The organism is Pseudomonas sp. 300, assembly GCF_055803035.1.
On sequence record NZ_JAVLRV010000002.1, the window covers coordinates 2,396,322 to 2,422,666 of the forward strand.

Sequence of the window (26,345 nt, forward strand, 5' to 3'; positions counted from 1 at the left end):
TCAGGCCTGCGCCAGGTGTTGGTCCAGGCGCGTCATGGCCTGCAGCAACCGATCGACGGCTTCGTCGATCAGCCCTGTGCGGCCATCGCCGCAGGCACGCTCAAGGTTCTCGCAGCATTCGATCAGACTGACCGCCCGCACCATCAGCGCCCCGCCCTTGATGCGGTGCGCCAGCGTGCACAGGACATGCTGTTCGCCGCTCGCATGGGCCTTGAGCAACGCCTCCCGATCCGTGCGATTGGTCGCGGCCAAATCACTGAGCAGTTGATTGATCAGCTCGTCGTCCTCGCCGATATACCGCTCCAGACCGCTCAAGTCGATTTCGACGGTTGACGGTGTTGAGGGTGTTGAGGGTGTAGCGAGGGTCACGGGGGCAGCGGCAAATCTCGATGCCAACCAGGTGGCCAGATCCGCCAGCCGGATCGGTTTGAACAGGCAGTCGTCCATCCCCGCTTCCAGGCAACGGGCCTTCTCCTCGGGCTGTGCATTGGCGGTGAACCCCAGAATCAGGATCGGTTGCAATCCCTGAGCCCGCTCTTCATCGCGGATGGCCCCGGCCAATTCATACCCGCTGAGCACCGGCATGTTGCAGTCGGTGATCAGCACATCAAATTCATGCTCGCGCCATCGCTCAAGACCTTGCTGTCCATCTTCAGCGTCCATCACGCAGTGGCCCAGATAGCTCAACTGCCGTGAGAGCAGCAAACGATTGGCCGGGTAATCATCGACCACCAGAATCTTCAGCGCCCGGGTCTGCGTCAGCTCCTCACGATCAGGCAACTCGCTGGGCGGCAACGGTTGCAACACGGGCAGATCCAGACAGACATCAATCCGCGTGCCCCTGCCTGACACACTGTCGAGCTGCAATTGCCCTCCCATCATTTCGCACAGCGTACGGCTGATCACCAGCCCCAGTCCTGAGCCGGTGCGACCCGATTGCAGGCTGTTTTCCACTTGCGCAAACGGGCTGAACAGTCGCTGCCGATCAATCACGCTGATACCGATGCCGGTGTCTTGAATGCACACGGCGACCCTCAAATGCCCGGACAATCCGGGCTCGACCCGCAGCGTCAGGCGTACTTCACCTTCACGGGTGAATTTGATCGCGTTGCTCAGCAGATTGGACAGCACCTGCTTGAAGCGTGTGGGGTCGATCAACACGTCGGCATCGCTGTGCTCGCCCAGTTCGACGCGCCACTCCAGGTTTTTCTGCCGGGCCAGGCCTTCAAATACCCGGCACACCGATTCGACCAGCGAGCGCAGATTGGCCCGTTCCGGCGCCAGGGACAAATGCCCGGATTCGATGCGGGCGATGTCCAGAATGTCGCCAATCAACGCCAGCAATTGTTGCCCGGCATTGGCCGCCACCTCGATGGCCGACCGGTCGGTAACGCCTTCATCCGCGCGCTTGAGCGCCAATTCAAGCATGCCGAGCAGCGCATTCATCGGCGTGCGGATCTCATGGCTCATGGTCGCCAGAAACGTGGTCTTGGCGCGGTTTGCCTCATCCGCGGCGTCTTTGGCGTCCTGCAATTGACCGAGCAATTGTTGACGCAGGCCGATTTGCCGGCGCTGCCAGGCGATCCAGGCCAGCGCCAGCAACAGCAAGGCGCCGGCGCCGGCAAAGGCCTGGAGAATGTCCTGCCGGTGACGCAGCCAGAAGCTCTGCTCGACCATCAGGTCGTTGCGCCAATAGCCGGTCATTTCATCGATTTCCTCGGGGGAAATACTCAGCAGCGCCTTGTCCAGGATCGAGTGCAGCTCTACGGCCTCGCGACTGGTCGCCAGCGTGCTGCGGGCCGGATCGCTGCCGACGGTGCTGGTCACTTGCAACCGATCCCGATACTGCCGGGAAATCATGATCCGGGCACCGATCAACGAGTTGATTGCGCCGTCCGTCTTGCCCTCGGCGACCATTTCCATCCCGTCCGCTGTCAACGGGGCATTGACCAGTTCGACCTGCGGGAAATGCTTGCGAATGAATTCGCCGGCACTGTTGCCCTGGGTGATGGCCAGTTTTTTTCCGGCCATTTGATCCAGTGTCATGGGGCCGTCGGATGCGATGCGGGTCACCAGCACATTCGGGCTGGTCAGAAACGGCCGGGTAAAACGCAGTTCTGTTTCACGCTCAATACTGGGGCTGATCCCGGCGACCACATCAACATGACCGGTCCTGATCCACTCGAACAGTTCAGCCACTGAACGGGTTGGCTGAATGTCGAATTTCAAACCTGTACGCAAACTGATTTTCGCCAGCACATCGATGCTGATACCCCGGTACTTGCCCTCGCTGTCGATAAAGGAAATCGGCATGAGGTTTGGGTTGATCGCCACTCGCACGCGCGGATGATCATCGAGCCAGCGTTGCTCGGCGACAGTGAATTGCAGGACTTGCGTGCCGGCGATGGAAGCCCCGCTGCCTCCCCATCGCCGCAGGATATTCATTCGTTCATTGGTCGGAATCGCCGCCAGCGCCCGGTTGACGATGCGTTGCAACTGGAGGTTGTCGAGGTTCATCGCAAACGCGAAACGCCCGGACTCCATACGGGAAAAATCCGCCAGCTGAACGTTGTTGAGGTAATTTTTACTGATCAGGTAATTGACGCTGATGGCGTCGCCCAGATAGGCGTCCGATTGGCGAAACGCGACGGCGCCGACGGCGCCCAGTGTCGAAGGAAACAGCTGTACAGTGGCCTTGGGGTAAATGGCTCGCACTTGCTGCGCGGGCAAATAGTGGTACAGCATCGCCAGCCGTTTACCGGCCAGATCCGGGTCCAGAGGCTGAGATGAATCGGTGCGCGTGACCAGTACCGGTTGATCATCGGCGTAGGCACTGGACATCCGCAGCTGTGGATCTTCGACCTCATAGCGATTGGCCGTTCCCAACAGATCAGCCTTGCCGTCCTTGATTGCCCGCACCGCATCGCCCCGCGATGCGTAGCGCTGAACATCGATCTCCACGTGTAACAGCTGTTTGAGCAGCCCGGCATAGTCAGCCGTCAACCCTTCGTAGTCAGTGCCGGTGGTGGTGATGTCGAAGGGAGGGTAATCCGGTGCCGAGACGGCCAGCACCAGCCGGCCCTTTTGCCGCAGCACACGGGAATCGGCATCCGACAGCCTGACCTCGTAGCCGTCCACGCTGGAGCGTCCCAGCAGCGTCAGTGTTTGCGGTTGGGCGCAGACGCTGGAAATCCAAAGGCACCCCAGCAATACCCAGTGGGTCAGAAGGCGAAATCGTCGAAAAACACTCATTCAGATCAGATCGTTACGCTTGGCGAAATCCCTTAAGTGAACCTTGGAGTCCACGTTGAGTTTTTCGATCAAGCGGGTTTTGTAGGTACTGACGGTCTTATGGCTCAGGTTGGTGATTTCGGCGATTTCCTTGTTGCTCATACCTTGGGACACGTAACACAAGATGGTCAGCTCGCGATCGGAGAGTTTGTCGATCATCTCCTTTTCGCTGCGTTGCAGCGTGTTCAGCGACACCGAGCTCGAGGCGAGTTTGGCGAAATAGGAGTAACCGGCCATCACCGCGTGCACGGCCTTGTGCAAATGTTGCAGGTCGTTGGTTTTGGACACGTACGCGGCCGCACCGGCACGCATGCAACGATCCTGATAAAACCTTGGCTCTTGTGAAGTGAAGACCAACACCCGGCAGCGCACACCACTGGTCTTGATCCGGTTCAGTACATCCAGCCCGTCGAGTCCCGGCAAGCCCAGGTCCAGCACCACCAGATCCGGTTGATGCTCACGGATCATCGACAACACCTCGTTGCCGTTGGCCACCTCGTAAATCTGTTGAAACCCTTCCTGTTTGAGCAGGATTTTGACGGCAGCGCGAACCACCGGATGATCGTCCGCTATCAGCACTGACTTCATGGCAACTCCCTGAGCAAATACATGACAATCGGACATTGAATGCCCATAGGCCGGCTCCCTGTTAGACGCAGCAGCTGCGCGAAGACTGTTGCATGGAAATCCGCGCCCGACTACCTGACAGAAATGACAGTGCCGACGAACGGTAGTTGAGGATCAACGATGGCCATCAGCCGCTGAATGCACGTCAGATCGGGCACCGCAGCATCGCTCACCTGGATCTTTTGAAGTCCGCCGGCCGGGGTTGGCGGCCACTCAGCCGGCTGCCCGTAGATCAAGGCGTGGTGCACCTGCGGCTGATCAAGGAGGAAATCGCGCAGGTTCAAGGCGCCGTCCGCCAACGCGGCATTGATGACCAGCAGGTCGAAAGGCACGCCGCCGTATTCGACCAGGGTCAGCAGTTCCGCAAGGCTTTGCACGGGCGCCACGCGGTAATAATCGAGCCGGTTGAACAGGCGCTCGATTCTCATCCGCTGGAAATGCTGCTCGTCGGCAATCAGGATACGTAACGCTTTGTTCGACAACCGGGGCCCCCAAGAGGGTTTCAGATTTGAGGCTGCAAGGCTACGGAAGACCCGTCGAGCTTTCTGTAGGACTATTCCTAAATTCCGTGGCGCCACCTCGGTGGAGAGGAAAACGTCAGGGAGATGTCGTTGAGTGTCCGGGGGTTTTTGTCTCGGATCGTTACCGCTTATTGCCAGCCGAACCGGCGGATATAGAACCCCTTCACGGCCTGGGTCAGCGCCATGTACGCCAGCAGAATCACCGGCAGGAACACGAAATACAGCGACGGCAGCGCCTGCAATTTGAAGTAGTGCGCCAATGGCCCCATCGGCAGGAAGATGCCCACGGCCATGATGATCCCGGTCATCACCAGCAGCGGCATGGCTGCACGGCTTTGCAGGAACGGAATTTTCGGCGTGCGGATCATGTGCACGATCAGCGTCTGCGTCAGCAACCCGACCACGAACCAGCCAGACTGGAACAGGGTCTGGTGGTCCGGCGTGTTGGCGTCGAACACGTACCACATCAAGGCAAACGTGCTGATGTCGAAGATCGAACTGATCGGGCCGAAAAACAGCATGAAACGCCCGACATCCGCCGGTTGCCAACGCTGCGGTTGCTTGAGCATTTCTTCATCGACGTTATCGAACGGGATGGCGATCTGCGAAATGTCGTAGAGCAGGTTCTGCACCAGCAGGTGCATCGGCAGCATCGGCAGGAACGGGATGAACGCGCTGGCCACCAGCACTGAGAACACGTTGCCGAAGTTCGAGCTCGCAGTCATTTTGATGTACTTGAGCATGTTGGCGAAGGTCCGCCGCCCTTCGAGCACGCCCTCCTCCAGCACCATCAGGCTTTTCTCCAGCAGGATGATGTCGGCCGCTTCCTTGGCGATGTCCACGGCACTGTCCACCGAAATACCGATGTCGGCAGTGCGTAGCGCCGGCGCGTCATTGATGCCATCGCCCATGAACCCGACCACATGGCCGTTGCCCTTGAGCAGACGGACGATGCGCTCCTTGTGCGACGGCGTCAGTTTGGCGAAGACGTTGGCGGTCTCCACCGCCACGGCCAGTTCGGCATCCGTCATGCGCTCGATGTCGTTGCCCATCAACAGGCCTTGCTGCTCCAGACCGACTTCGCGGCAGATCTTCGCAGTCACCCGTTCGTTGTCGCCGGTCAGCACTTTTACCGCCACGCCGTGAGCGGCCAATGCTTTCAGGGCCGGTGCGGTGCTTTCCTTCGGCGGATCGAGAAACGCCACGTAACCGATCAGCGTCAGGGCCTGTTCATCCGCCAGGCTGTAGGTGTCGCGCCCTTCGATCATTGGTCGGGCGGCGACTGCTACCACGCGCAGTCCTTCGGCATTGAATGCAGCGGTCACTTGGCGAATCCGTGCCAACAGGTCATCACTCAGTGCTTCATCGACCACGCCGTGCCGCACACGGGTGCACACCGCCAGCACCTCTTCCACCGCGCCTTTGCAGATCAGCAAGTGCGAGTGATCGCGCTCGGCGACTACCACCGACATGCGCCGGCGGGTGAAGTCGAACGGGATCTCGTCGACTTTGTGAAACGCCGTGCCGACTTTCAGTTCACGGTGGACCTCGACGTGCTCGAGCACCGCCACGTCCAGAAGGTTTTTCAGGCCGGTCTGGTAGTAGCTGTTGAGGTAGGCCATTTCCAGCACGTCATCGGAATCGTTGCCCCAGACATCGACGTTGCGCGCCAGAAAAATTTTGTCCTGGGTCAGGGTGCCGGTCTTGTCCGTGCAGAGCACGTCCATGGCGCCGAAGTTCTGGATCGCGTCGAGCCGTTTGACGATGACTTTTTTGCGCGACAGGAACACCGCGCCTTTGGCCAGGGTCGAGGTGACGATCATCGGCAGCATTTCCGGGGTCAGGCCCACGGCAATCGACAGCGCAAACAGCAGCGCTTCGGTCCAGTCGCCTTTGGTGAAACCGTTGATGAACAGCACCAGCGGCGCCATGACAAACATGAAGCGGATCAGCAGCCAGCTGACTTTGTTGACCCCGGTCTGAAACGACGTTGGCGCGCGGTCCGTGGCACCGACCCGCTGGGCCAGCGCACCAAAATAGGTGCTATTGCCCGTGGTCAGAATCACCGCAATCGCGGTGCCGGACACCACGTTGGTGCCCATGAACAGGATGTTGTCGAGGTCCAGCGGGTTGCTCGTGTCGCTGTCCTGCTGGCGGGGGAATTTTTCCACCGGCATCGATTCCCCTGTCATGGCCGCCTGGCTGACAAACAAATCCTTGGCACTGAGCACCCGGCAATCGGCGGGAATCATGTCGCCCGCCGAGAGCACGATCAGATCGCCCGGCACCAGCAATTTGATCGGCACTTCGCTGCGCAGGGCATCGCGACGCATGACCGTGGCGGTGTTGCTGACCATCGCCTTGAGCGCGTCGGCGGCCTGGTTGGACTTGGTTTCCTGCCAGAAGCGCAACAAGGTCGAGAGCACCACCATCGAGAAAATCACGATGGCGGCTTTCATGTCTTCGGTCAGCCACGAGATGACCGTGAGCAATGTCAGCAGCAGGTTGAACGGGTTTTTGTAGCAGTGCCACAGGTGAGTCCACCACGGCAGCGGTTGCTCGTGCTCGACTTCGTTGAGGCCGAATTGCACGCGCAGTGCGTCGGCTTCGAGTTCGCTCAGGCCGTCGGTGTGACTGCCGAGGTTGTTCAGCAGTTGGCCGGTGTCGCTGTTGGCGGCGCCCACCAGGGTTTGCGCCAGGGTCGGCGGCACCTCACGGCTGACCGTGGTGTCGGTGAAGGTTTCCAGCAGCGCCAGGCGACGAAAGTGTCGGACGATGTGGCGGGTGCGCAGGAATCCGGCGAAGAACTCTTTGAGCAGGGTCAGGTTCATGGCAGTTCCCCCAGGGTCAGCCGGGAAACCTTCCAGCAGGCGTGTCGGTGCGCCGCGATGACGACAACAAGTCGAACATCACGCACGGTTCAGCGTCGATGAGAGGACGTCGGGACACGGACCAGGACTGGCCGCGATCGGGATGCCGCTGCTCGCTTTTACGGCGAGACAACGGCACAAAAAATGTGCGCGTTATCTTGCCGAGGATGTGCCGGTTATTGGAACCGGCCGACTACTGTCACTCGAACAAGTACCCACTGTGGGTCTCCGCTATTGATGAAAACGCGCGAAGCTTACGCCCCGATTTCTGGAGAGTAAACGAAGGAACGGTGTGTTGCGGGGGAATTGCGGGGTTCTTCAGGGAGGGTTCAGCTTCGAAGATTTTCGGTGTTATTTCGGGCCCCATCGCGGGCAAGCCCGCTCCCACAGGGATCGTCAGTGAACACAGATTTTGTGTAAGACGGAGATCACTGTGGGAGCGGGCTTGCCCGCGATGACGGCCTCTCTGTTGCCGAGAATTTTAGCTGGCAGTCGCTAGCAGCAAATCCATCACCGACCGACCCTGCCCCCGACTCTTGCCATGCTCATACAAGGACCCGGCAATCTCATCCGCGCGAATCGGCAGGATCGACAACAAGGTGTCGCTCAAACCATGGCTCGCCTGGCAGAAGCCCTGCATGTAGATGCCGGCCTTGCAGCGCTCGTCGGTGATCAGCTTGTAATTGCGGTCCACCTCGAAATCGCCGAGATACTGCTCCAGCGGCGCCAGCAGTTTGCGGTGCATCTGACGCTCATACCCGGTGGCCAGCACCACCGCGTCGTAATGACGAACCGTGACTTCGCCGGTGGCGTTGTTACACATTGTCAGTTCGATGCCGCGCTCGGTGGCGGTGGCTTTTGAGAGGGTGGTCAGGGTACGGAACGCATGACGGGCGATGCCCGAGACTTTCTGGCGATAGAAGATGCCGTAGATGCGTTCGATCAGGTCAATGTCCACCACCGAATAGTTGGTGTTGTGGTACTCGTTGACCAGGCGCTCGCGCTCGCTGCTCGCCTGCTGGAACACCAGATCGGTGAACTCCGGCGAGAACACTTCGTTGACGAACGGGCTGTCATCCGCCGGCTTCAGCGCCGAGCCGCGCAGAATCATGTCGACCTGCACCGACGGGAAGCTGTCGTTCAAATCGATGAAGGCTTCCGCCGCGCTCTGCCCTCCGCCGATGATCGCGATGCTCATCGGTTGATTGTTCACGCACGGCTGCTTGGCCATTTGTGCCAGGTACTGCGAGTGATGGAACACTCGCCCGTCATCCTTCAACGCTTTGAACGCTTCGGGAATGCGCGGTGTTCCACCCGCACTGACGACCACCGAACGAGCGGTGCGTACGTGTTGCTGGCCCCGTGTATCGCGGGAGATCACGCGCAACGCTTCGACCTGCTGGTTGTGCACCACCGGCTCGATGGTCAGCACTTCTTCGCCGTAGCGGCTCTGTTCGGCAAATTGCCCGGCGACCCAGCACAGGTAGTCGTTGTATTCCATGCGGCATGGATAGAACGTGCCGAGGTTGATGAAATCCACCAGACGACCGTGGTGCTTGAGGTAGTTGACGAAGGAATACGGACTGGTCGGATTGCGCAGGGTCACCAGGTCCTTGAGGAAGGAAATCTGCAATTCGCTTTGGGTCACCAGGGTGTTGCCGTGCCAGCGGTAATCCGCCTGTTTGTCGAGAAACAGTACATCCAGTTCGCCCTGACTCGGCCCGCGCTCTTGCAGCGCGATGGCCAGCGCCAGGTTCGAAGGGCCGAAACCGACGCCGATCAGGTCGTGAACGATGGGCGATGCAATTGCCTGTGTCATTTCCAGTGTCCTCTGGATGAACCCCTCAACAGTGGGGAGTAAGCCTAAGTGACCTGACCAGCCTTGAGCAGGACAGCAAGTCGTCTGTTGATAGGGAACGAGGACAATGAAAAAAAATTTAATGTTGTTTTTTACCCGCCGGAGAAGATCAGTGGGCATCCCACTGGCGCATCCGCACGCGGCAATGCTTCATCGCATTGACGATGTGCTTCTCCACCAGCGCCCGTGAAATCCCCAGGCGTTCGGCGATTTCCGGGTGCGACAGGCCATCGATCTTGCGCAACAGGAAACTCTCGCGGCACAGCCGTGGCAATTCCGCCAGGGCACGCTGGACCATCTCCAGGCGCTGGCCGTGGTCGAGGCTGCTGTGGGGCGAAGGGGTGAAGTAGCGTTCTTCGTTGTCGAGCACTTCCAGCGACTCGACCTGACGCAAGGCATTGCGTCGATGGTCGTCGATCACCAGATTGAGCGCGGTGCGATAAAGGAATGCCCGGGGCTGTTCGATCGGCGTGTCGCTGGAACGCTCCAGAACCCGCACATACGCGTCATGCACCACATCCTCGGCCACCTGACGGTTGCCCAGCTTGGCGTTGAGGAAACACACCAGCTCGCGATAGTAGTTTTCCAACCATGACTCCCGGCCGCACGGGTGCGGTTTCTATCCTTGAGCCACGTCGACGACCGCCGAAAATGGGCAGTGGCACGATAGTGGCAGTTCGAGATGCGTAATTTATAGTAATTCTCATATAGATTTAAAGTATTGCTTCAACTTGCCCGGCAAATAGTCTTGAACTACAGGTGTAACCCTATATGTCCGCACCTAAATTCCCCGCCGCCTTCCTCGTATAAAGGACAGCTCCCCGTCTCTGTCGGCCTCCCGACAGCGTTCAACTGTTGCCGGATTTCGTGCACAGGCTGAACGACGGGCCTATTTCCATTGGCCGGAACCCTGCATGAAACGTCCCCGACAGACCCGACGCGCCCTGCTTGTAGCCCTTTGTCTGATCCCCGTTATCGCCGTGGCTGCCTGGCAGGTCATCCCGCCTGGCCGAGACAAATTTGCCACCGTGCAAGTCAGTCGTGGCGACATCGAAAGCAGCGTCACCGCCCTCGGCACCCTGCAACCTCGACGCTACGTCGACGTCGGTGCACAGGCGTCCGGGCAGATCCAGAAAATCCACGTGGAAGTCGGTGATGTGATCAAGGACGGCCAGCTGCTGGTGGAAATCGACCCGTCCACGCAGCAGGCCAAACTCGACGCCGGACGTTTCTCCATCGAAAACCTCAAGGCGCAACTCGAAGAACAACGGGCACAGCACGCACTGGCCCGGCAAAAATTCCAGCGCCAGCAGAACCTCAAGGCCGGCGGCGCCACCCGCGAAGAAGACGTGCAAACCGCCCAGGCTGAGCTGCGCGCCACCCAGGCGCGCATCGACATGTTCCAGGCGCAGATCCGCCAGGCCCAGGCCAGCTTGCGCAGTGATCAGGCCGAGCTCGGCTACACACGAATCTACGCGCCGATGTCCGGCACCGTGGTTGCACTCGATGCCCGGGTCGGCCAGACCCTGAACGCGCAACAGCAAACACCGTTGATACTGCGCATCGCCAAGTTGTCGCCGATGACCGTCTGGGCCGAGGTGTCGGAAGCCGACATCGGCCACGTCAAACCCGGCATGTCGGCCTGGTTCACCACCCTCAGCGGCGGCAAGCGTCGCTGGAGCAGCACCGTGCGGCAGATTCTGCCGGTGCCGCCCAAGCCTCTGGACCAGACCAGCCAGAGCGGCGGCAGCCCGGCCAGTTCGAGCAAAAGCGGCAGCGCCCGCGTGGTGCTGTACACCGTATTGCTCGACGTCGACAACGCCGACAACGCGCTGATGGCGGAAATGACCACGCAGGTATTCTTCGTGTCCGACCAGGCGAAAAACGTCCTCACCGCGCCCATCGCCGCGTTGCAAAGCGGCACCCAACCGAACATTCAGAGCGCCCAGGTCGTCGCCAAAAACGGCCGTATCGAGCAACGCGACGTGCGCACCGGCATCAGCGATCGCCTGCGCGTGCAGATCCTCGACGGTTTGCAGGAAGGCGATCACCTGTTGATCGGCCCGGCCGACGGGAGTGGCGGCTGAATGCTGACGCCCCTGATCGACCTGCAGGACATCCGCAAATCCTACGGCGGCGGCGATTCACCGCAGGTTCACGTGTTGCGCGGCATCGACCTGTCGATCCATGCCGGTGAATTCGTGGCGATTGTCGGTGCGTCAGGTTCCGGCAAGTCGACGCTGATGAACATCCTCGGCTGCCTTGATCGCCCGACCTCGGGCGAATACCGCTTCGCCGGGGAAAACGTCGCCGGGCTCGACAGCGATGAGCTGGCCTGGCTGCGCCGCGAAGCCTTTGGTTTTGTGTTCCAGGGCTATCACCTGATTCCGTCCGGCTCGGCCCAGGAAAACGTCGAAATGCCGGCGATCTACGCAGGCACCCCGGCCGCCGAGCGCCACGCCCGCGCCGCCGCACTGCTTGACCGCCTCGGCCTCGCCTCGCGCACCGGCAACCGTCCGCACCAACTCTCCGGCGGCCAGCAACAACGGGTGTCCATCGCTCGCGCCTTGATGAACGGCGGCCACATCATCCTCGCCGACGAACCCACCGGCGCCCTCGACAGCCACAGTGGCGCCGAGGTCATGACGCTGCTGGATGAACTGGCGAGCCAGGGCCATGTGGTGATTCTTATCACCCACGACCGCGAAGTCGCGGCCCGGGCCAAACGCATCATCGAAATCCGCGACGGGCTGATCATCAGCGACAGCGCCCACGACAACCCCGACGTACAAAGCTCGGCCAACCCCGGCGCCCTGCAAGCGGTCGATCTGCGCAAGCGCCTGAGTGAAGGCGCTGAAGCCACCGGCGCCTGGAAAGGCGAACTGGTGGACGCCGTACACGCCGCGTGGCGGGTGATGTGGATCAACAGGTTTCGCACCGCCCTGACGCTGCTCGGGATCATTATCGGCGTTGCGTCGGTGGTGGTGATGCTGGCCGTTGGTGAGGGCAGCAAGCGTCAGGTGATGGCGCAAATGGGCGCGTTCGGCTCGAACATCATTTACCTCAGCGGCTCGGCACCGAACCCGCGAACGCCGCAGGGCATCATCACCCTTGATGACGTCGCGGCGGTGGGCAGCCTGCCGCAGGTGACGCGCATCATGCCGGTCAACGGCCAGGAAGCCGGGGTGCGTTTCGGCAACCTCGATCACTTGAGCTACGTTGGCGGCAATGACACAAACTTCCCGGCAATCTTCAATTGGCCAGTGGTGGAAGGCAGCTATTTCACCCAGGAAGATGAACGCAACGCCGCGGCCGTCGCGGTGATCGGCCACAAGGTGCGGACCAAATTGCTCAAGGATGTCGCCAACCCGATCGGTCAGTACATCCTGATCGAAAACGTGCCGTTCCAGGTGGTCGGCGTGCTCGCGGAAAAAGGCGCCAGCTCCGGCGACACCGACAGCGACGACCGCATCGCCATCCCGTATTCCGCCGCGAGTGTGCGGCTGTTCGGCACCCACAACCCCGAATACGTGGCCATCGCGGCGGCTGATGCGCGCAAGGTCAAAGAGACGGAAACCGCCATCGAGCAGTTGATGTTGCGTCTGCACGACGGCAAAAAGGATTTCGAGCTGACCAACAACGCGGCGATGATTCAGGCCGAAGCGCGCACGCAAAACACCCTGTCGCTGATGCTCGGTTCGATCGCCGCGATTTCGCTGTTGGTGGGCGGGATTGGTGTGATGAACATCATGCTCATGACCGTGCGCGAACGCACCCGCGAGATCGGCATCCGCATGGCCACCGGCGCCCGGCAACGCGACATCCTGCGGCAGTTCCTCACCGAAGCGGTGATGCTCTCGGTGGTTGGCGGTCTGGCGGGCATTGCCTTGGCGCTGATCGTCGGCGGCGTGCTGATCCTCAGCGAAGTCGCGGTCGCGTTCTCTTTGATAGCGGTACTCGGTGCCTTCGGCTGCGCCCTGGTCACCGGTGTTGTCTTCGGCTTCATGCCGGCTCGCAAAGCTGCCCGGCTCGACCCGGTCACGGCCCTTACCAGTGAATGATCGACCTATGAAAGCGCCACTCAGCCTGTTGACCCTTTGCGTGTTGCTCAGCGCGTGCGCCAGCCCGGACCCGCGTCCGGACAGTGGCCTGCAGCCGCCGCCCGCCTGGCAGTCGGCGCACAGTGAAAATGCCCCGTTGCGCAACGCCCAGTGGTGGACGCACTTTGGCAGCCCGCAGCTCGCTCAACTGATTGAACAGGCCCGCGTCGGCAGCTATGACCTGGCGGCGGCGCTGGCTCGGGTTCGTCAAGCCCAGGCCACCACTGTGATCGCCGGCGGCTCGCTGCTGCCGGAAGTGAAGTCAGCGGTGAACGCCAACCGCCAGAAGCTGATGCGCGGCAACGGCTACAGCCAACTGGACGCCGACAGCAGCGACAAGGCGGTGGATTATTTCGACGCCAGCCTCAGCGCCAGTTATGAAATCGATTTCTGGGGCGGCCAGCGCGCCTCGCGCGACAGTGCGCAATGGGGCCTGCGGGCCAGTGAATTCGATCGCGACACGGTGGAATTGACGCTGCTCAGCGCAGTCGCCAACACTTATGCGCAAGCGTTGTCATTGCAGGAACAACAGCGCATCGCGCAGCTCAATCTGGCGAATGCGCAAAAGGTTTTGAATCTGGTACAGACCCGCTTCGACGCAGGCTCGGCCACCGCACTGGAACTGGCCCAGCAAAAGAGTCTGGTGGCCGCGCAACAACGGCAGTTGCCACAGGTTCAGCAACAAGCCGAAGAAGCGCGAATCACCCTCGCCGCCCTCCTCGGTCGACCGGTTCAGGAGTTGAAGCTCGACGATCAACGCTTCGATCAGCTCAGTTGGCCGGTCATCGGCGCGGGCGTGCCCAGCGACTTGCTCAACCGCCGCCCGGATATCGCTCGCGCCGAAGCGCAGTTGGCGGCGGCACGCGCCGACGTGACCGTGGCCCGGGCGAAAATGCTACCCACCGTGACATTGAGCGCCCAGCTCGGGTCTGGCGCCGACACCTTCAGCGATGTGCTGCGCAGCCCGTTCTACAACCTCACCGCCGGACTGGTCGCACCGATCTTCAACAACGGCCGCCTGAGCGCCGAACGCGACAAAGCCACGGCGCGCCAGGAAGAGCTGCTGGAAACCTACCGTGGCGCGATCATCAACGGCTTTGCCGACGTGGAAAAAGCGCTGACCGGTATTCGCGGACTGGACGCCCAGCGCCAATGGCAAAGTGAAGAATTGAATCAGGCGCAAACGGCGTTCGACATTGCGCAAAGCCGCTATCAGGCCGGGGCCGAGGATTTGCTGACGGTGCTGGAGACGCAGCGCACGTTGTATGCGGCGCAGGATCTGAATGTGCAGCTGCGGTTGGCGAGGTTGCAGGCGAGTATTGCGCTGTACAAGGCGCTTGGGGGTGGGTGGCAGGTTTTGTGACTTGCAGCGCCAGTGAGTCCGCCATCGCGAGCAGGCTCGCTCCCACATTAGTCCTGCGTACACCGTTCCATTGTGGGAGCGAGCCTGCTCGCGATTGAACGATAACGCGGTATCTCTGGATCAACTGGTAATCGGCTTGGCCTTCAGATTCCGCGCATACCACGGTCGCTGCGGCACTTTGCGGAACAGATCTTCCAGTTTCTTCTCGTCTTCGCCAAAGGTAATCCGCAGCGCCAGCTTCATGGTTTCCGGGTCCATTTCCACCGACTTGCCCGCCTGCAAACCCGGCGTGGTGTTGCAGCCGTGGGTGCTCGGGCCCAGCCAAGGATCGTCGATCTCGACCCAGCGCCCGGGCGCAAACCAGGGCACGCCATTGACTTCCAGGCGACTCACTTCCCCCGGATGAAAGCGTTCGTGTGCGCGGAACCAGTCTTCGAGACGGTCATCGATCCAGCCATGGAAATGCCAGAACACCGGGTTCACATGGGATGAAAACGGATCGCCAAGAAAGTCGTTTTCCGCCGCGAACCAGCGGGCGGAAAAGTCTGCGGTGTCCCGCGCGAACGGCACAGGTTGGCCGTTGGACGGGTCGCGAGGCACCGATGCCCAGCGCATGTGCAACCAGTCATGCAGGCCCAGTTCGACCTCGGAACCGAACTGCCCCAGGGTCAATTTCGCCAAGTAGCGCGGGTCACGGTAACGCGATTCCCAGACCTGAAAATTACTGTGGTAAGTCTCGGCCGTCTTGAGATCGGCCACCCACTGCGAATACTCGTCATCGTCATCGGCGCGCCAGGCGGGTGGCAGCGCGGTACCGTCGTGGTTGTCGAAGTAACGAGCAAAGCCTTGGCGATCACGCACCAGTTCCGGTTGCGGCAACGGAAACTGCTGCCAGGACGGCAAGTCTTGCAGGGAGCGCGCGGTGCCGAGCATGTGCCGGTGCATAAAGAAAAAGTCGATGCCTGAACCATTGCGGTCCTTGCGCGGCCCACGCGCATCGCGCTCCTTGTCCCGCCGCCCCGGCTGCCAGCCGATACCACGCAAGGCGTTGCGTTTGTCTTCGGACAAGGTGTGCCATTTGTCTCGCGAAGCGTGCCAGAGCTGGTGGAACAAGCGGTGCTCGGGCGAAATCAGCCACGCCAGCAACGCCGGGCCCAGGCCCGTGCGCTCACGTGCTTCGGGGAACACTTGCTTGACCGCGACGAAACGATTGTCCTGAGCGGTCAAGGCCAGCGGACGATCCAGACGCAGCACGCACCCACTCAAGGTGCCGCTGCCGGCATTGCCGAATGCGGCCCAGACCTCGTCCAGCGTGAAGGTGAACTCGTAATCCGGCGTCCCGGTCGGGGAGCGGGAATCGATCAAGCGCCAGCTCAACTCGGTGCTGTTCGTGCCCGCCAGATCGCCGAGGACGCGATAGCGCGGCGGCGGCCCGGCACGCAGCGCCTCGAACGTATCGAGAAAACCGTTGAGCCCTCGGCCCTTGTGACCGACATCAAGCAGCAGTTGCAGGCCCTCGCGAGCTAAACCGTCGAGCCCGGCGTCACGGCCTTCGAAACGAATGTCCCAAACGCCTTGCAAGGTGTTGGCCAACCGCTGCCCGGCCACATCCGCGACGTCGAATGACGCTTCGCCGGGGGTAATCGTCGGGTCCGGTTTTGTCAGTTCGCGATGCCCGTAATACGCCGCAGGCAGGGCAGCGCCGGTCAGTGCCAGGCCCGCCAGGAACCATCGTCGAGAAATCGTCATTGCCCTACCTGTGTCAGCCATGGAGCAGGCTTTATCCAAGCTAGAACGTTCATCACCTCGACAAATTTAAGAGCATCGCGAGCAGGCTCGCTCCCACAAGTAGTGCGCTAATCAGGCGGGAGCGAGCCTGCTCGCGATGAGGCCCGCACAAACGACTAAATTCTTGCCCTGGCCACTCGTTCTTCCCAGATAGCAAAGGCCCCCGCGCCTGCACCCTCGACGGCGAACCTGACTGAGATGGCAATGACAAAACCTCGTTCGAAAAAGGCTCTTTTCATTGGCCTGCCCCTGGCGCTGGCCATCGCTGGCGCGGCGGGGTTTGCGGCCTGGGATTACTGGCTCAACGACAATCCCGGCTACCCGGTCGCGGTGATGAAACAGGCCGATGAACTGCAAGAGCGCATCCTCTCGTTCGACAGCCACATCACCGTCCCGATGGATTTCGGCACCGCCGAAAACGAGGCTGACAAGGACGGTAGCGGTCAGTTCGACCTGGTCAAGGCGGCACGCGGTCGCCTGTCAGGCGCGGCGCTGACCATTTTCGGCTGGCCGGAAATCTGGAACGGCGACAACGCCCCGCACCGCCCGACCGCCGGGTTCATCGACGAAGCCCGTCACGAGCAGGAAACCCGCTACAAAATCATCAGCACCCTGGTGCGCGACTTCCCCAATCAGGTCGCCATCGCCTACACCCCGGACGATTTCCGACGCCTGCACGGCGAGGGCAAGTTCGCTGTGTTCATCAGCATGCTCAACGCCTACCCACTGGGCAACGACGTCAATGCCCTGGATAAATGGGCCGCCCGCGGAATGCGCATGTTCGGCTTCAGTTACGTGGGCAATAACGCCTGGGCCGATTCGTCCCGGCCGCTGCCGTTTTTCAATGATTCCCGTGATGCGCTGGGCGGCCTGTCGGAGCTGGGCAAGCAGGCGGTGCATCGCCTGAACGACCTCGGGGTCATCATCGACGTGTCGCAAATGTCGACCAAAGCGCTTGAGCAAGTCAGTCAATTGAGCCGTGCCCCGATGGTTGCCTCGCATTCGGCGCCACGGGCGCTGGTGGACATCCCGCGCAATCTCAGCGACAGCGAAATGCAGCTGATCAAGAACAGCGGCGGCGTGGTGCAGATCGTCGGTTTCCCGACCTACATCAAGCCCCTAAGTCAGGCCACCCAGGACAAACTCAACGCCCTGCGTGCGCGCTTTGACCTGCAACCGCTGCAAGGCCTGGAGATGGCGCTGATGCCGGGTGACCCGGTGATCACCGTGTGGTCGGAACAGCGCTTCGGCGAATACGCCAGTCAGCTCTACGGCATCATTGATGAAGAGCCCAAGGCCACCCTCAAGGATTACGGCGACGCCATCGATTATGCGGTGAAAAAAATCGGCATCGACCACGTCGGCATCAGCTCCGACTTCAACGACGGCGGCGGCCTTAACGGTTGGAAAGACGTCAGCGAGGCACGCAACGTGACCGCCGAGCTGATCAGTCGCGGCTACAGCGAAGCCGACATTGCCAAGCTCTGGGGCGGCAACTTCCTGCGGGTTTGGGATCAGGTGCAGAAGTCCTCCAGACCCGTCGCCAAACACTGACCTTCACCTTTGCCAAGCGAACCGAATCCATGACCAACCGTCGTACCTTCCTCAAGCAGGCTGGCGTTATCGCGGCCGGCATCCCCCTGAGTTCCGCCGTCAGCCTGCCTGCGCTGGCTGCCACGCCGGCGCCGGCGCCGCTGCCCAAAGACAAATGGGCGCAGTTTCGCCAGTTGTTCAATCAGGACCCCGACTACCTGCATTTCGCCAACTTTCTGGTGACCTCGCACCCACGACCGGTGCGCGAGGCGATCGAGATGCACCGCGCCAACCTCGATCGCAACCCCGGTCTGGCGATGGACTGGCATCGCGGTGAAACCGAACGCCGCGAAGAAGAAGTCCGCGTGTGGGCCGGCCGTTACCTGAACGCCAAACCGTCGCAGATCGCCCTGACCGGCAGCACCACCGAAGGCCTGGCAATGATTTATGCCGGTATTCATGTGCGTCCGGATCAGGAAATCCTCACCAGCGAGCATGAACACTACGCGGCCAACAGCGTGTTCGAATTCCGCACGCAGAAGGACGGCACCCAGGTGCGCAAAATCAAATTGTTCGAGGACCCGTACAAGGTTTCGACCGACGAAATACTGGCTTCGATTACCCGCAACATCCGTCCCGAGACCCGCGTGCTGGGCATGACTTGGGTGCACTCCGGCAGCGGTGTGAAATTGCCGATCGGCGAGATCGGCAAACTGGTCGCCGAGAAAAACCGCGACCGCGAGGAAAAGGATCGCATCCTTTATGTCGTCGATGGCGTCCACGGTTTCGGCGTGGAAAACCTCGATTTCCCGGACATGCATTGCGACTATTTCATCGCCGGCACCCACAAATGGATGTTCGGGCCACGGGGCACCGGGATCATCTGCGCCCGCTCGGACGAGATGAAAGATGTCACGCCGACCATCCCGACGTTCTCCGAAGCGACCACGTTTTCGACCGTGATGACCTACGGCGGCTATCACTCGTTTGAACACCGCTGGGCGCTGACCGAAGCGTTCAAATTGCATCTGGACCTGGGCAAGGCCGAGGTTCAGGCGCGCATTCACGAGATCAACAGCTACCTGAAAAAGCGCTTGCAGGCGCATCCGTCGGTGGAGCTCGTCACGCCGCTGTCGCCTGAGTATTCCGCCGGTTTCACGTTCTTCCGGATCAAGAACCGCGACTGCGAGGAAGTGGCCAATTTCCTGATGGACCAGCGCGTGGTCTGTGATGCCGTCGACCGTGATGTCGGGCCGATCATTCGCCTGTCCCCGGGCCTGCTCAACACCGAGGCGCACATCGACCGCGTCGTGGCGCTGTTGGCCAGCAAGCTCTGACACACCGATTCCCTTTAGCGAGAATGCTCATGAAAAACATCCTGCACAGACTCGGATCGTCGCGCCCACAATCGCGGGCGTTGACCCTGCTGGCATTGCTCGGCGCCGCGTTGCCCAGCGGTGCCCAAGCCTCCACTGCGCCGCTGCCGGGCAAGGTGTTCAAGGACTGCCGCCACTGCCCGGAAATGGTGGTGCTGCCCGCCGGCACCTTCACCATGGGCACACCGGAAGGTGAAGTCGGTCGCGAGCACGATGAAGGACCGATGCACGAAGTGACGTTCGCCAAGCCCTTCGCCATGAGCCGGTACCAGATCACTGCCGGTGAATGGGACCAATACCTGAAGGAAACCGGGATCACCCTCCCCGACGGCGACACCCGCCCCGGCCGCGAGTGCATCAACAGCAAACCGCGTTATCCACAGGGCCCGCGCCAGCCGGCGGTGTGCATGAATTTCGCCGAGGTCAGCGCGTATGTCGCGTGGCTGTCGCTCAAGACCGGCCAGCACTACCACATCGTCAGCGAGGCTCAGCGCGAATACGCCGCCCGTGCCGGATCAACCGGACCGTTCCCGTTCCCGTTCGATGAGGGCACCGAGTACAGCATCGCCACCCACGCCAATACGTACGGGCCAACCGACGGTTTCAGCTACACCTCCCCCGCCGGCAGCTACCCGCCGAACGCCTTCGGCATGTACGACATGCACGGCAATGTCTACGAGTGGATCGCCGACTGCGAACACAGCGATTACGTCGGCGCCCCCACCGACGGCAGCGCCTGGGTCGAAGGCAACTGCGAAGCCCTGCAGATTCGCGGCAACGACTGGGGCGAAGCGCCGGTGTTCTCGCGTTCCGGCAACCGCAACAACATCTACCCGCAAACCCGTGGCGACTGGATCGGTTTCCGCGTGGTACGCGAGCTGCCGTCCAAAGGCTGAGCCCCCTCCCCTTCGGCCGCCGCCAGTCGGCGGCCGTCTAAATTAAACGCCTGACCACACGTTCTACTGGGTATGCCTCACGACCCAAGGGACCGTCCTCAAATGCATCTCCTCAAGACCCTGCCTACGCGCGGTGCAATTCATGAATTGTTCACCCTCCTGAAACCGTTCCGGCTGGTGGTCAGCCTGTCGATCATTCTGGGCATGGTGGGCGGTCTGAGCGTGACGGTGCTGCTGGCCACGATCAACAATGCGCTGCATTCGCAAAGCGGCCTGACCCAAGGCGTGGTTGCGCTGTTCGGCGGCCTCTGCCTGTTGGCCCTGGCGAGTTCAATCTGCTCGGACATCGGCACCAACTATGTTGGCCAGCACATCATTGCCAAGCTGCGCAAAGAGCTGGGAGAGAAGGTGCTGTCGGCGCCCATCGAACAGATCGAACGCTATCGCAGCCACCGTTTGATCCCGGTGCTGACCCATGACGTCGACACCATCAGCGACTTCGCATTTGCCTTCGCGCCGCTGGCCATTTCCCTGACCGTGACCCTCGGCTGCATGGGCTACCTGGCCCTGTTGTCGTGGCCGATGTTCCTGATGATGGTGTTGGCGATTGCCATCGGCACAGGCATCCAGTTCTACGCCCAGGGCAAAGGCATCAAAGGCTTCATGGCCGCCCGTGACGCCGAAGACGAACTGCAAAAACACTACAACGCCATTGCCGGCGGCGCCAAGGAACTGCGCATTCACCGTCCGCGCCGCCAGCGCATGTTCACTTCGGGTATCCAGGGCACGGCCGACTTCATCTGCAACACCCAGGTGCGCTCGATCAATACCTTCGTGATCGCCAAGACGCTGGGGTCGATGCTGTTCTTCGTGGTCATCGGCCTTGCGCTGGCCCTGCAATCGTTCTGGCCGAGCGCCGACAAGTCGGTGATGAGCGGCTTCGTCCTGGTGTTGCTGTACATGAAAGGCCCGATCGAGCATCTGGTCGGCACCTTGCCGGTGGTCAGCCGGGCGCGGATTGCCTTCCGCCGCATCGCCGAACTGTCGAGCCGGTTTTCCTCGCCCGAGCCGCACCTGCTGCTCAACGACACCGGCAAAAAACCGGCCGTGGTCAACAGCCTGCAACTGGACAACGTCAGCTATGCCTTCCCGGCCGCACCGGGCAGCGAAGCGTTCCGCCTGGGGCCGGTGAACCTGACCATCGAACAGGGCGACATCATTTTCATCGTCGGCGAAAACGGCTGTGGCAAGACCACCTTGATCAAGTTGCTGCTGGGGCTGTATGCGCCGCAACAAGGCGCCATCCTGCTCAACGGCGAAGGCATCGATGCGCAGAACCGTGACGACTACCGCCAATTGTTCACCACGATTTTTGCCGACTACTACCTGTTCGATGACGTGGTGCAGGGCGATCAGCACATTCCCGAAGACGCCAACAAATACCTGCAACGCCTGGAAATCGCGCACAAGGTCAGCGTCAAGGACGGCAGTTTCACCACCACCGACCTGTCCACCGGCCAGCGTAAACGCCTGGCACTGGTCAATGCCTGGCTGGAAGAACGTCCGGTGCTGGTGTTTGACGAATGGGCGGCCGACCAGGACCCGACCTTCCGCCGGATCTTCTACACCGAGCTGCTTCCGGACCTCAAGCGCCTGGGCAAAACCATCATCGTCATCTCCCACGACGATCGCTATTTCGACATGGCCGATCAACTGGTGCGCATGGAATCGGGCCGAGTGGTGACGGAGCGGGCGACCGCCTGAGCCTCCTTGAATTCAACGACCTCGATGATTTTCGGAGATTGTTTTCCGGTTTCGTCGGGGTGATGCGTCTAATAATAATTATCATTAACTAAAAAACTGCACACCTTAGGAGCGATTTGAGCAATGCAAAGCCCTACCCTGTCCCGCGCGCCGTTGGCACTGGCTATCGCGCCGCAAAAGAAATTCCGAACAGTCGTACCGGGTGCGTTGCTGACCCTGTTGCTGCTGGGCACGTCTGAAGTCCAGGCGGCCCCGGTGAACGTCAACGTTCCTGCGCAATCGCTGGCCAGCGCGCTACAGCAACTGGGTCAACAGACCGACCTGCAGATTCTGTATAGCCAAGACATGGTCAACGGCCTCAAATCGACGGCGGTTTCCGGCAATCTGGAGCCGGAACAGGCACTGAACACGTTGCTGCTGGGGAGCGGCATTACGTTTCAACTGACTGGCAACACCGTTTCGCTGATTCCGGTGGCGGGCAACTCCAGTGCGCTACAACTGGGCGCGACCGCGATCTCCGGCGTGGCACCGGGGCCGACTACCGAAGGCACGCATTCCTACACCTCCGATGAAGTCAGCATCGGCAAGGGCAACATCAAGCTCAAGGACATTCCGCAGTCAGTGTCCGTCGTCACGCGCCAGCGCATGGACGACCAGAACATGAACAGCCTGCAAGACGCGATGCGTCAGGTCACCGGCGTCACCATCAAGACGTACAACTCCGGTTCCAGCCTGAACGACGTTTACATGCGCGGCTTCCTCGTCGACCAGGTACAGGTTGACGGCGTGTCGCAACCGACCGGCCAGGGCGACTTGGGCACCAGCTTCGACCTCGCGATGTACGACCGCGTCGAAGTGCTGCGCGGCCCGTCGGGCCTGTATCAAGGCGCTGGCGAGCCCGGCGGCACCATCAACGTAGTGCGCAAGCGCGCCCTGAACAAATTCGCCCTCGGTGGCGAACTGGGCGCAGGGTCCTATGACCACTACCGCTCCATGGTGGACGTCACCGGCCCGTTGAACGATCAGGGCACCGTACGCGGTCGCTTCATCACCGCTTACGAAAACAACAAATCCTTCGTCGATTCTGCCCAGAACGAACGCCCGATGGTGTACGGTCGCCTGGAATTCGACCTCGACCCATCCACCACCTTGTCGGTCGGCGGTGCGTATCAGCAAAACCACTCCACCCCGGCGTTCGGTTTGCCGGCCTTTGCCGATGGCAAGTTGCTGGACGCGTCGCGCTCAACCTTCGTCGATGCCAAGTGGAACACCCTGAACGAGAAAGTCTGGGAGTCCTTCGCCGAGGTCGATCACGCGCTGGATAACGGTGGTCAGTTCAAGACCACCCTGACTTACCGTGATGCGGAAACCCCGCAACGTAACTTCACCTGGGCCGACGGTGCGGTCGAGCCCAATGGCGACAGCTGGGCTGTGGCGTACGACTACTACACCCACATCAAGACCATCGGCGTCGACAGCTTCGTGACCACGCCGTTTGAATTCGCGGATCGCCAACACGAGTTCACCGTAGGGGCCGAGTACCAGCACCTCGACAAAGACTTCGAATACGGTGGCGGCGAGTACTTCCCGATCAACGTCTACGACCCGGGCAGCATCGATATTCCCAAGAACGACTATGAGCGGGTCAACGGCAATAGCTCCAAGTCCGACCAGTACGGCCTCTATACCCGCGCCAAGTTCAACGTCACCGACTGGCTCGACGTGATCGGCGGCAGCCGCGTGACCTGGTACGAAAGCGACGCGAAGAACGCCAACGCCTTCTTCAACAATTTCGGCGAAGCCCACACCAGCATCAACCGCAAGGTCGTACCCTACGGCGCCATCATCGCCAAGCTGACCCCGGAACTGTCGGCCTACGCCAGCTACACCGGCGTGTTCAAGCCACAAAGCGAGCTCGACAGCGACAACACGCCTATCGGGCCGCGCAAAGGCAAGCAATATGAAATCGGCCTCAAGCGCGAATTCTACGACGGCCGTCTGAACGCCAGCATCGCGATGTTCCGCATCTACGATGAAAACCGTGCTCAATTCAACGCCGACACCAATGGAAACGAGGCACAAGGCAAGGCACGCAGCCAGGGCTGGGAAACCGAGTTGAGTGGCAACCTGACCGACAACTGGAGCATTGTGACCGGCTACGCCTTCACCAGCACCAAGTTGGTGAAATCTGACGACGCTACTGAAGGCAACACCTTCAGCACCATCACGCCTAAACACAACTTCAACCTGTGGACCAAATACGACTTCACCGATGGCGCGCTCAAAGACTTCAGCGTCGGCGGCGGCGTGCGTGTGGTCAGCAAGACCTGGTTCCAACGTGATGTGCGCTTCGAACAAAGCGGCTACGGCATCGCCACGGCGCAGGTGGGCTACAAGTTCAACGAAAACCTGTCGTCGACCCTGACCGCCAACAACCTGTTCGACCGCAAGTACTACGATCGAGTGGATGGGTCATGGGGCACCAACTTCTATGGCGATCCGCGTAATTTGACCCTGACGTTGCGGGCTAACTATTGATTGCTGCGAACGTTAATTGCTGAACACCACCGGGCCGCTTGCGGCCCGGTTTTGTTTTTGGAGTGGATGGCATTCGGTGCGATGCGCGGTTGGGATTTGCTGCTCAGCGGGCCGGAGGGTCCCTACTTTGAATGTTCGATTGCCTTTTCGATTCCCGGAGACAAGTTAATACGCGAGCCATTGCTCCATGATGATCGTGCGCTCGGCACCGTGAAACTCGTCTCGAACTTTTTTGAAGCCAAGCGATGCGTAAAAGCCTTCTGCGGTGATTGAAGAAGGGACGCGCAATAATTTGACTCCCCTGCTGACGGCGGCCGACTGGATCATCGCCATCAACTGTTTGCCGATACCCTGCCCTTGATGGAGTGGGTCGACGAATACGCTTCGAACAACGTCCTGGTCAAGGCTGGCGGTTGCAACGACGTGATCGTCGATTGTTGCCACGTAGACCAGACGCTGAGTCAGTAAGCAAAGGATGGCTTGAGGGGAGAAGCTTTGCTCCACCTGTTCGATGACTGCCAGCGTGTAGTCCCTGGCGTTGGTTTCGCGTAGTGCGCCAATGACGACTCGGCTGATGGCGGTTGCATCTTCGCTTGTGGCGATTCGAGTCAGGCAGTCCATTTGAGTGCTTCTTTCCGTGTGGTTGGCTGAGCGTGAGGGATGCCGCCTGCTTAGTAGAAGTCGTAGTACAGAGCCCACGTCCCCGTACTTTTGCTCTTCCAGAACATCAGGCTTCCACAATCCACCACGTTCAGATTGATTTTGGAGTCAGATGAAATCTGGAACACGAATTCGAAGTCATCACCGAGGTCGACGCCAGGTTGGCAGAATGAGGGGTATCCGCCAATTTTGTGTGCGTACGTATGAGTGACAACATCGTAGTAGCTTTCTATCTCCCCCGCCTTCTCAAGCTTGCAAATTTCGCCCTCAAGATCCTCCGGTACGCCGCCTCCATCCCACAGCGGAAAGTCTTCAGCCACCGGTTCGGCCAGCAAAGGAAAGGGTTTGATACATGAGCCTGCTACCGCCGGCTCTTTGCGGACGAGTACATCGTCGGGGCCGTACTCTCTGATCAGCCAGTTGTTTCCCATCGGTTCGAGCGCTTGTTTAAGCGGCCTACAAGTTACTTCGTGAAAGCTACATCACCTTGCGTCGTTGCCTACAGGTACGCCAGAATCCGCCGTCTTGTGCGTCTTGAGCACGGTCTCTATCGTTTCCCTGCCACTGCAAATCAGTGGTCGGGTTTGGTAGCCCGCTTCGCTTAGGCGCATTGAGTCACCTATACAGCCGCTTTTTCAGGGCTCTGATTTATGGTGGTCATGCGCAGGGCTCCTTCGGGAGCGCCGGGGTCCTAATGCGACCGGTCTACCAACCCGCGTATGGCCGCCACCCTTCGTTTGGTAGCGAGGGTGATGGCTCCTTTACATTTCGCGTTAGGAGTTCCATCTATGCCCAAGGTCACACCCAACCCGCCGGAAACCGAACCGGCATCCCCCAACGAAAATCTCGATTCCCCCACCGACCCCACCCCGGAATTCCAACCGCACTCAGCCGCCGACATCATGGCGACGCCTCGCACCTTGAGTACGATGTTCATCGTCAACCCGGACCTCGATATCGAAACCCTGCTCGGTTATGCCTGTGAGTCGCTGGCCTCCGCCGATGTGATGACAAACGATCTGGCTGATCATATGACGGGATCGTCGCGCAATTCGCTGCTGGGTATTTCGCAGGTGATCATGCTCGCGGAGTTGGCAGTGAATCGGGCGTTGGACCATCTGTATCCGATAGAGGGCGTGCATTAGTCCGGCAATGTGATC

The 26,345-nt window shown here is 60.5% G+C and carries 17 protein-coding genes and 1 pseudogene; 9 read left to right on the forward strand and 9 right to left on the reverse strand.

Going from position 1 to position 26,345, the window contains the following annotated elements; genetic code table 11:
• The 6 genes from Q7W83_RS17445 to Q7W83_RS17470 all read right to left on the reverse strand — a co-directional run bounded on the left by Q7W83_RS17445 (position 1) and on the right by Q7W83_RS17470 (position 9,756).
• The gene (locus Q7W83_RS17445) at positions 1-3,252 is read right to left on the reverse strand and encodes a transporter substrate-binding domain-containing protein (RefSeq protein WP_473656392.1); all 3,252 of its coding nucleotides are present in this window, start codon (positions 3,250-3,252) and stop codon (positions 1-3) included.
• The gene (locus tag Q7W83_RS17450; protein ID WP_150634083.1) at positions 3,253-3,879 is read right to left on the reverse strand and encodes a response regulator transcription factor; all 627 of its coding nucleotides are present in this window, start codon (positions 3,877-3,879) and stop codon (positions 3,253-3,255) included.
• Positions 3,880-3,989: 110 nt separating this feature from the next.
• The gene (locus tag Q7W83_RS17455; protein ID WP_191623754.1) at positions 3,990-4,400 is read right to left on the reverse strand and encodes a response regulator; all 411 of its coding nucleotides are present in this window, start codon (positions 4,398-4,400) and stop codon (positions 3,990-3,992) included.
• 167 nt (positions 4,401-4,567) lie between these two features.
• The gene (mgtA, locus tag Q7W83_RS17460) at positions 4,568-7,270 is read right to left on the reverse strand and encodes a magnesium-translocating P-type ATPase (RefSeq protein WP_473656393.1); all 2,703 of its coding nucleotides are present in this window, start codon (positions 7,268-7,270) and stop codon (positions 4,568-4,570) included.
• Positions 7,271-7,790: 520 nt separating this feature from the next.
• A complete protein-coding gene (locus Q7W83_RS17465) occupies positions 7,791-9,128 on the reverse strand; it encodes a lysine N(6)-hydroxylase/L-ornithine N(5)-oxygenase family protein (RefSeq protein ID WP_150634081.1) in 1,338 nt (445 codons plus the stop codon).
• A gap of 148 nt (positions 9,129-9,276) precedes the next feature.
• The gene (locus tag Q7W83_RS17470) at positions 9,277-9,756 is read right to left on the reverse strand and encodes a sigma-70 family RNA polymerase sigma factor (RefSeq protein ID WP_150634080.1); all 480 of its coding nucleotides are present in this window, start codon (positions 9,754-9,756) and stop codon (positions 9,277-9,279) included.
• Positions 9,757-10,081: 325 nt separating this feature from the next.
• On the opposite strand from Q7W83_RS17470, the gene Q7W83_RS17475 reads away from it, so the two are divergent.
• Genes Q7W83_RS17475 through Q7W83_RS17485 form a run of 3 tightly spaced genes read left to right on the forward strand, consistent with a single transcriptional unit; the run spans position 10,082 to position 14,630 of the window.
• Entirely contained in the window at positions 10,082-11,254 is a 1,173-nt protein-coding gene (locus tag Q7W83_RS17475; RefSeq protein WP_473656394.1) for an efflux RND transporter periplasmic adaptor subunit, read from the forward strand.
• On the forward strand, positions 11,255-13,228 hold the full coding sequence (locus tag Q7W83_RS17480; RefSeq protein WP_458377186.1) for a MacB family efflux pump subunit: 1,974 nt from the start codon (positions 11,255-11,257) through the stop codon (positions 13,226-13,228).
• 7 nt (positions 13,229-13,235) lie between these two features.
• The gene (locus tag Q7W83_RS17485) at positions 13,236-14,630 is read left to right on the forward strand and encodes an efflux transporter outer membrane subunit (protein WP_473656395.1); all 1,395 of its coding nucleotides are present in this window, start codon (positions 13,236-13,238) and stop codon (positions 14,628-14,630) included.
• Between the two features lie 120 nt (positions 14,631-14,750).
• On the opposite strand, the gene pvdP is transcribed toward Q7W83_RS17485, so the two are convergent.
• The gene (gene pvdP / locus Q7W83_RS17490) at positions 14,751-16,379 is read right to left on the reverse strand and encodes a pyoverdine maturation tyrosinase PvdP (protein WP_473656396.1); all 1,629 of its coding nucleotides are present in this window, start codon (positions 16,377-16,379) and stop codon (positions 14,751-14,753) included.
• A 243-nt stretch (positions 16,380-16,622) separates the two neighbouring features.
• Here pvdP and pvdM point away from each other — a divergent pair, with 243 nt between their 5' ends.
• The 5 genes from pvdM to Q7W83_RS17515 all read left to right on the forward strand — a co-directional run bounded on the left by pvdM (position 16,623) and on the right by Q7W83_RS17515 (position 24,525).
• Entirely contained in the window at positions 16,623-17,972 is a 1,350-nt protein-coding gene (gene pvdM, locus Q7W83_RS17495; RefSeq protein ID WP_150634075.1) for a pyoverdine-tailoring dipeptidase-like protein PvdM, read from the forward strand.
• Between the two features lie 29 nt (positions 17,973-18,001).
• A complete protein-coding gene (pvdN, locus tag Q7W83_RS17500; RefSeq protein ID WP_150634074.1) occupies positions 18,002-19,288 on the forward strand; it encodes a pyoverdine-tailoring periplasmic protein PvdN in 1,287 nt (428 codons plus the stop codon).
• A 29-nt stretch (positions 19,289-19,317) separates the two neighbouring features.
• A complete protein-coding gene (gene pvdO, locus Q7W83_RS17505) occupies positions 19,318-20,223 on the forward strand; it encodes a dihydropyoverdine dehydrogenase (protein WP_473656397.1) in 906 nt (301 codons plus the stop codon).
• Positions 20,224-20,325: 102 nt separating this feature from the next.
• On the forward strand, positions 20,326-21,987 hold the full coding sequence (locus Q7W83_RS17510; RefSeq protein ID WP_473656398.1) for a cyclic peptide export ABC transporter: 1,662 nt from the start codon (positions 20,326-20,328) through the stop codon (positions 21,985-21,987).
• Positions 21,988-22,110: 123 nt separating this feature from the next.
• Positions 22,111-24,525 (forward strand): TonB-dependent siderophore receptor, encoded by a 2,415-nt coding sequence (locus Q7W83_RS17515; RefSeq protein ID WP_150637567.1) that lies wholly within the window; start codon positions 22,111-22,113, stop codon positions 24,523-24,525.
• A gap of 165 nt (positions 24,526-24,690) precedes the next feature.
• Here Q7W83_RS17515 and Q7W83_RS17520 read toward each other — a convergent pair whose 3' ends face one another.
• The gene (locus tag Q7W83_RS17520; RefSeq protein WP_473656399.1) at positions 24,691-25,146 is read right to left on the reverse strand and encodes a GNAT family N-acetyltransferase; all 456 of its coding nucleotides are present in this window, start codon (positions 25,144-25,146) and stop codon (positions 24,691-24,693) included.
• A 50-nt stretch (positions 25,147-25,196) separates the two neighbouring features.
• Positions 25,197-25,625: pseudogene (locus tag Q7W83_RS17525) on the reverse strand (DUF1963 domain-containing protein); the annotation flags it as partial.
• A gap of 348 nt (positions 25,626-25,973) precedes the next feature.
• On the opposite strand from Q7W83_RS17525, the gene Q7W83_RS17530 reads away from it, so the two are divergent.
• Entirely contained in the window at positions 25,974-26,330 is a 357-nt protein-coding gene (locus Q7W83_RS17530; RefSeq protein ID WP_473656400.1) for a DUF6124 family protein, read from the forward strand.
• Positions 26,331-26,345 lie beyond the last annotated feature (15 nt).

Coding starts and splice junctions, on each gene's coding strand:
- Q7W83_RS17445 (WP_473656392.1), bottom strand. CDS start 3,252: ATGAGTGTTTTTCGACGATTTCGCCTTCTGACCCACTGGGTATTGCTG.
- Q7W83_RS17450 (WP_150634083.1), bottom strand. CDS start 3,879: ATGAAGTCAGTGCTGATAGCGGACGATCATCCGGTGGTTCGCGCTGCC.
- mgtA (WP_473656393.1), bottom strand. CDS start 7,270: ATGAACCTGACCCTGCTCAAAGAGTTCTTCGCCGGATTCCTGCGCACC.
- Q7W83_RS17465 (WP_150634081.1), bottom strand. CDS start 9,128: ATGACACAGGCAATTGCATCGCCCATCGTTCACGACCTGATCGGCGTC.
- Q7W83_RS17475 (WP_473656394.1), top strand. CDS start 10,082: ATGAAACGTCCCCGACAGACCCGACGCGCCCTGCTTGTAGCCCTTTGT.
- Q7W83_RS17480 (WP_458377186.1), top strand. CDS start 11,255: ATGCTGACGCCCCTGATCGACCTGCAGGACATCCGCAAATCCTACGGC.
- Q7W83_RS17485 (WP_473656395.1), top strand. CDS start 13,236: ATGAAAGCGCCACTCAGCCTGTTGACCCTTTGCGTGTTGCTCAGCGCG.
- pvdP (WP_473656396.1), bottom strand. CDS start 16,379: ATGACGATTTCTCGACGATGGTTCCTGGCGGGCCTGGCACTGACCGGC.
- pvdM (WP_150634075.1), top strand. CDS start 16,623: ATGACAAAACCTCGTTCGAAAAAGGCTCTTTTCATTGGCCTGCCCCTG.
- pvdN (WP_150634074.1), top strand. CDS start 18,002: ATGACCAACCGTCGTACCTTCCTCAAGCAGGCTGGCGTTATCGCGGCC.
- pvdO (WP_473656397.1), top strand. CDS start 19,318: ATGAAAAACATCCTGCACAGACTCGGATCGTCGCGCCCACAATCGCGG.
- Q7W83_RS17510 (WP_473656398.1), top strand. CDS start 20,326: ATGCATCTCCTCAAGACCCTGCCTACGCGCGGTGCAATTCATGAATTG.
- Q7W83_RS17515 (WP_150637567.1), top strand. CDS start 22,111: ATGCAAAGCCCTACCCTGTCCCGCGCGCCGTTGGCACTGGCTATCGCG.
- Q7W83_RS17520 (WP_473656399.1), bottom strand. CDS start 25,146: ATGGACTGCCTGACTCGAATCGCCACAAGCGAAGATGCAACCGCCATC.
- Q7W83_RS17530 (WP_473656400.1), top strand. CDS start 25,974: ATGCCCAAGGTCACACCCAACCCGCCGGAAACCGAACCGGCATCCCCC.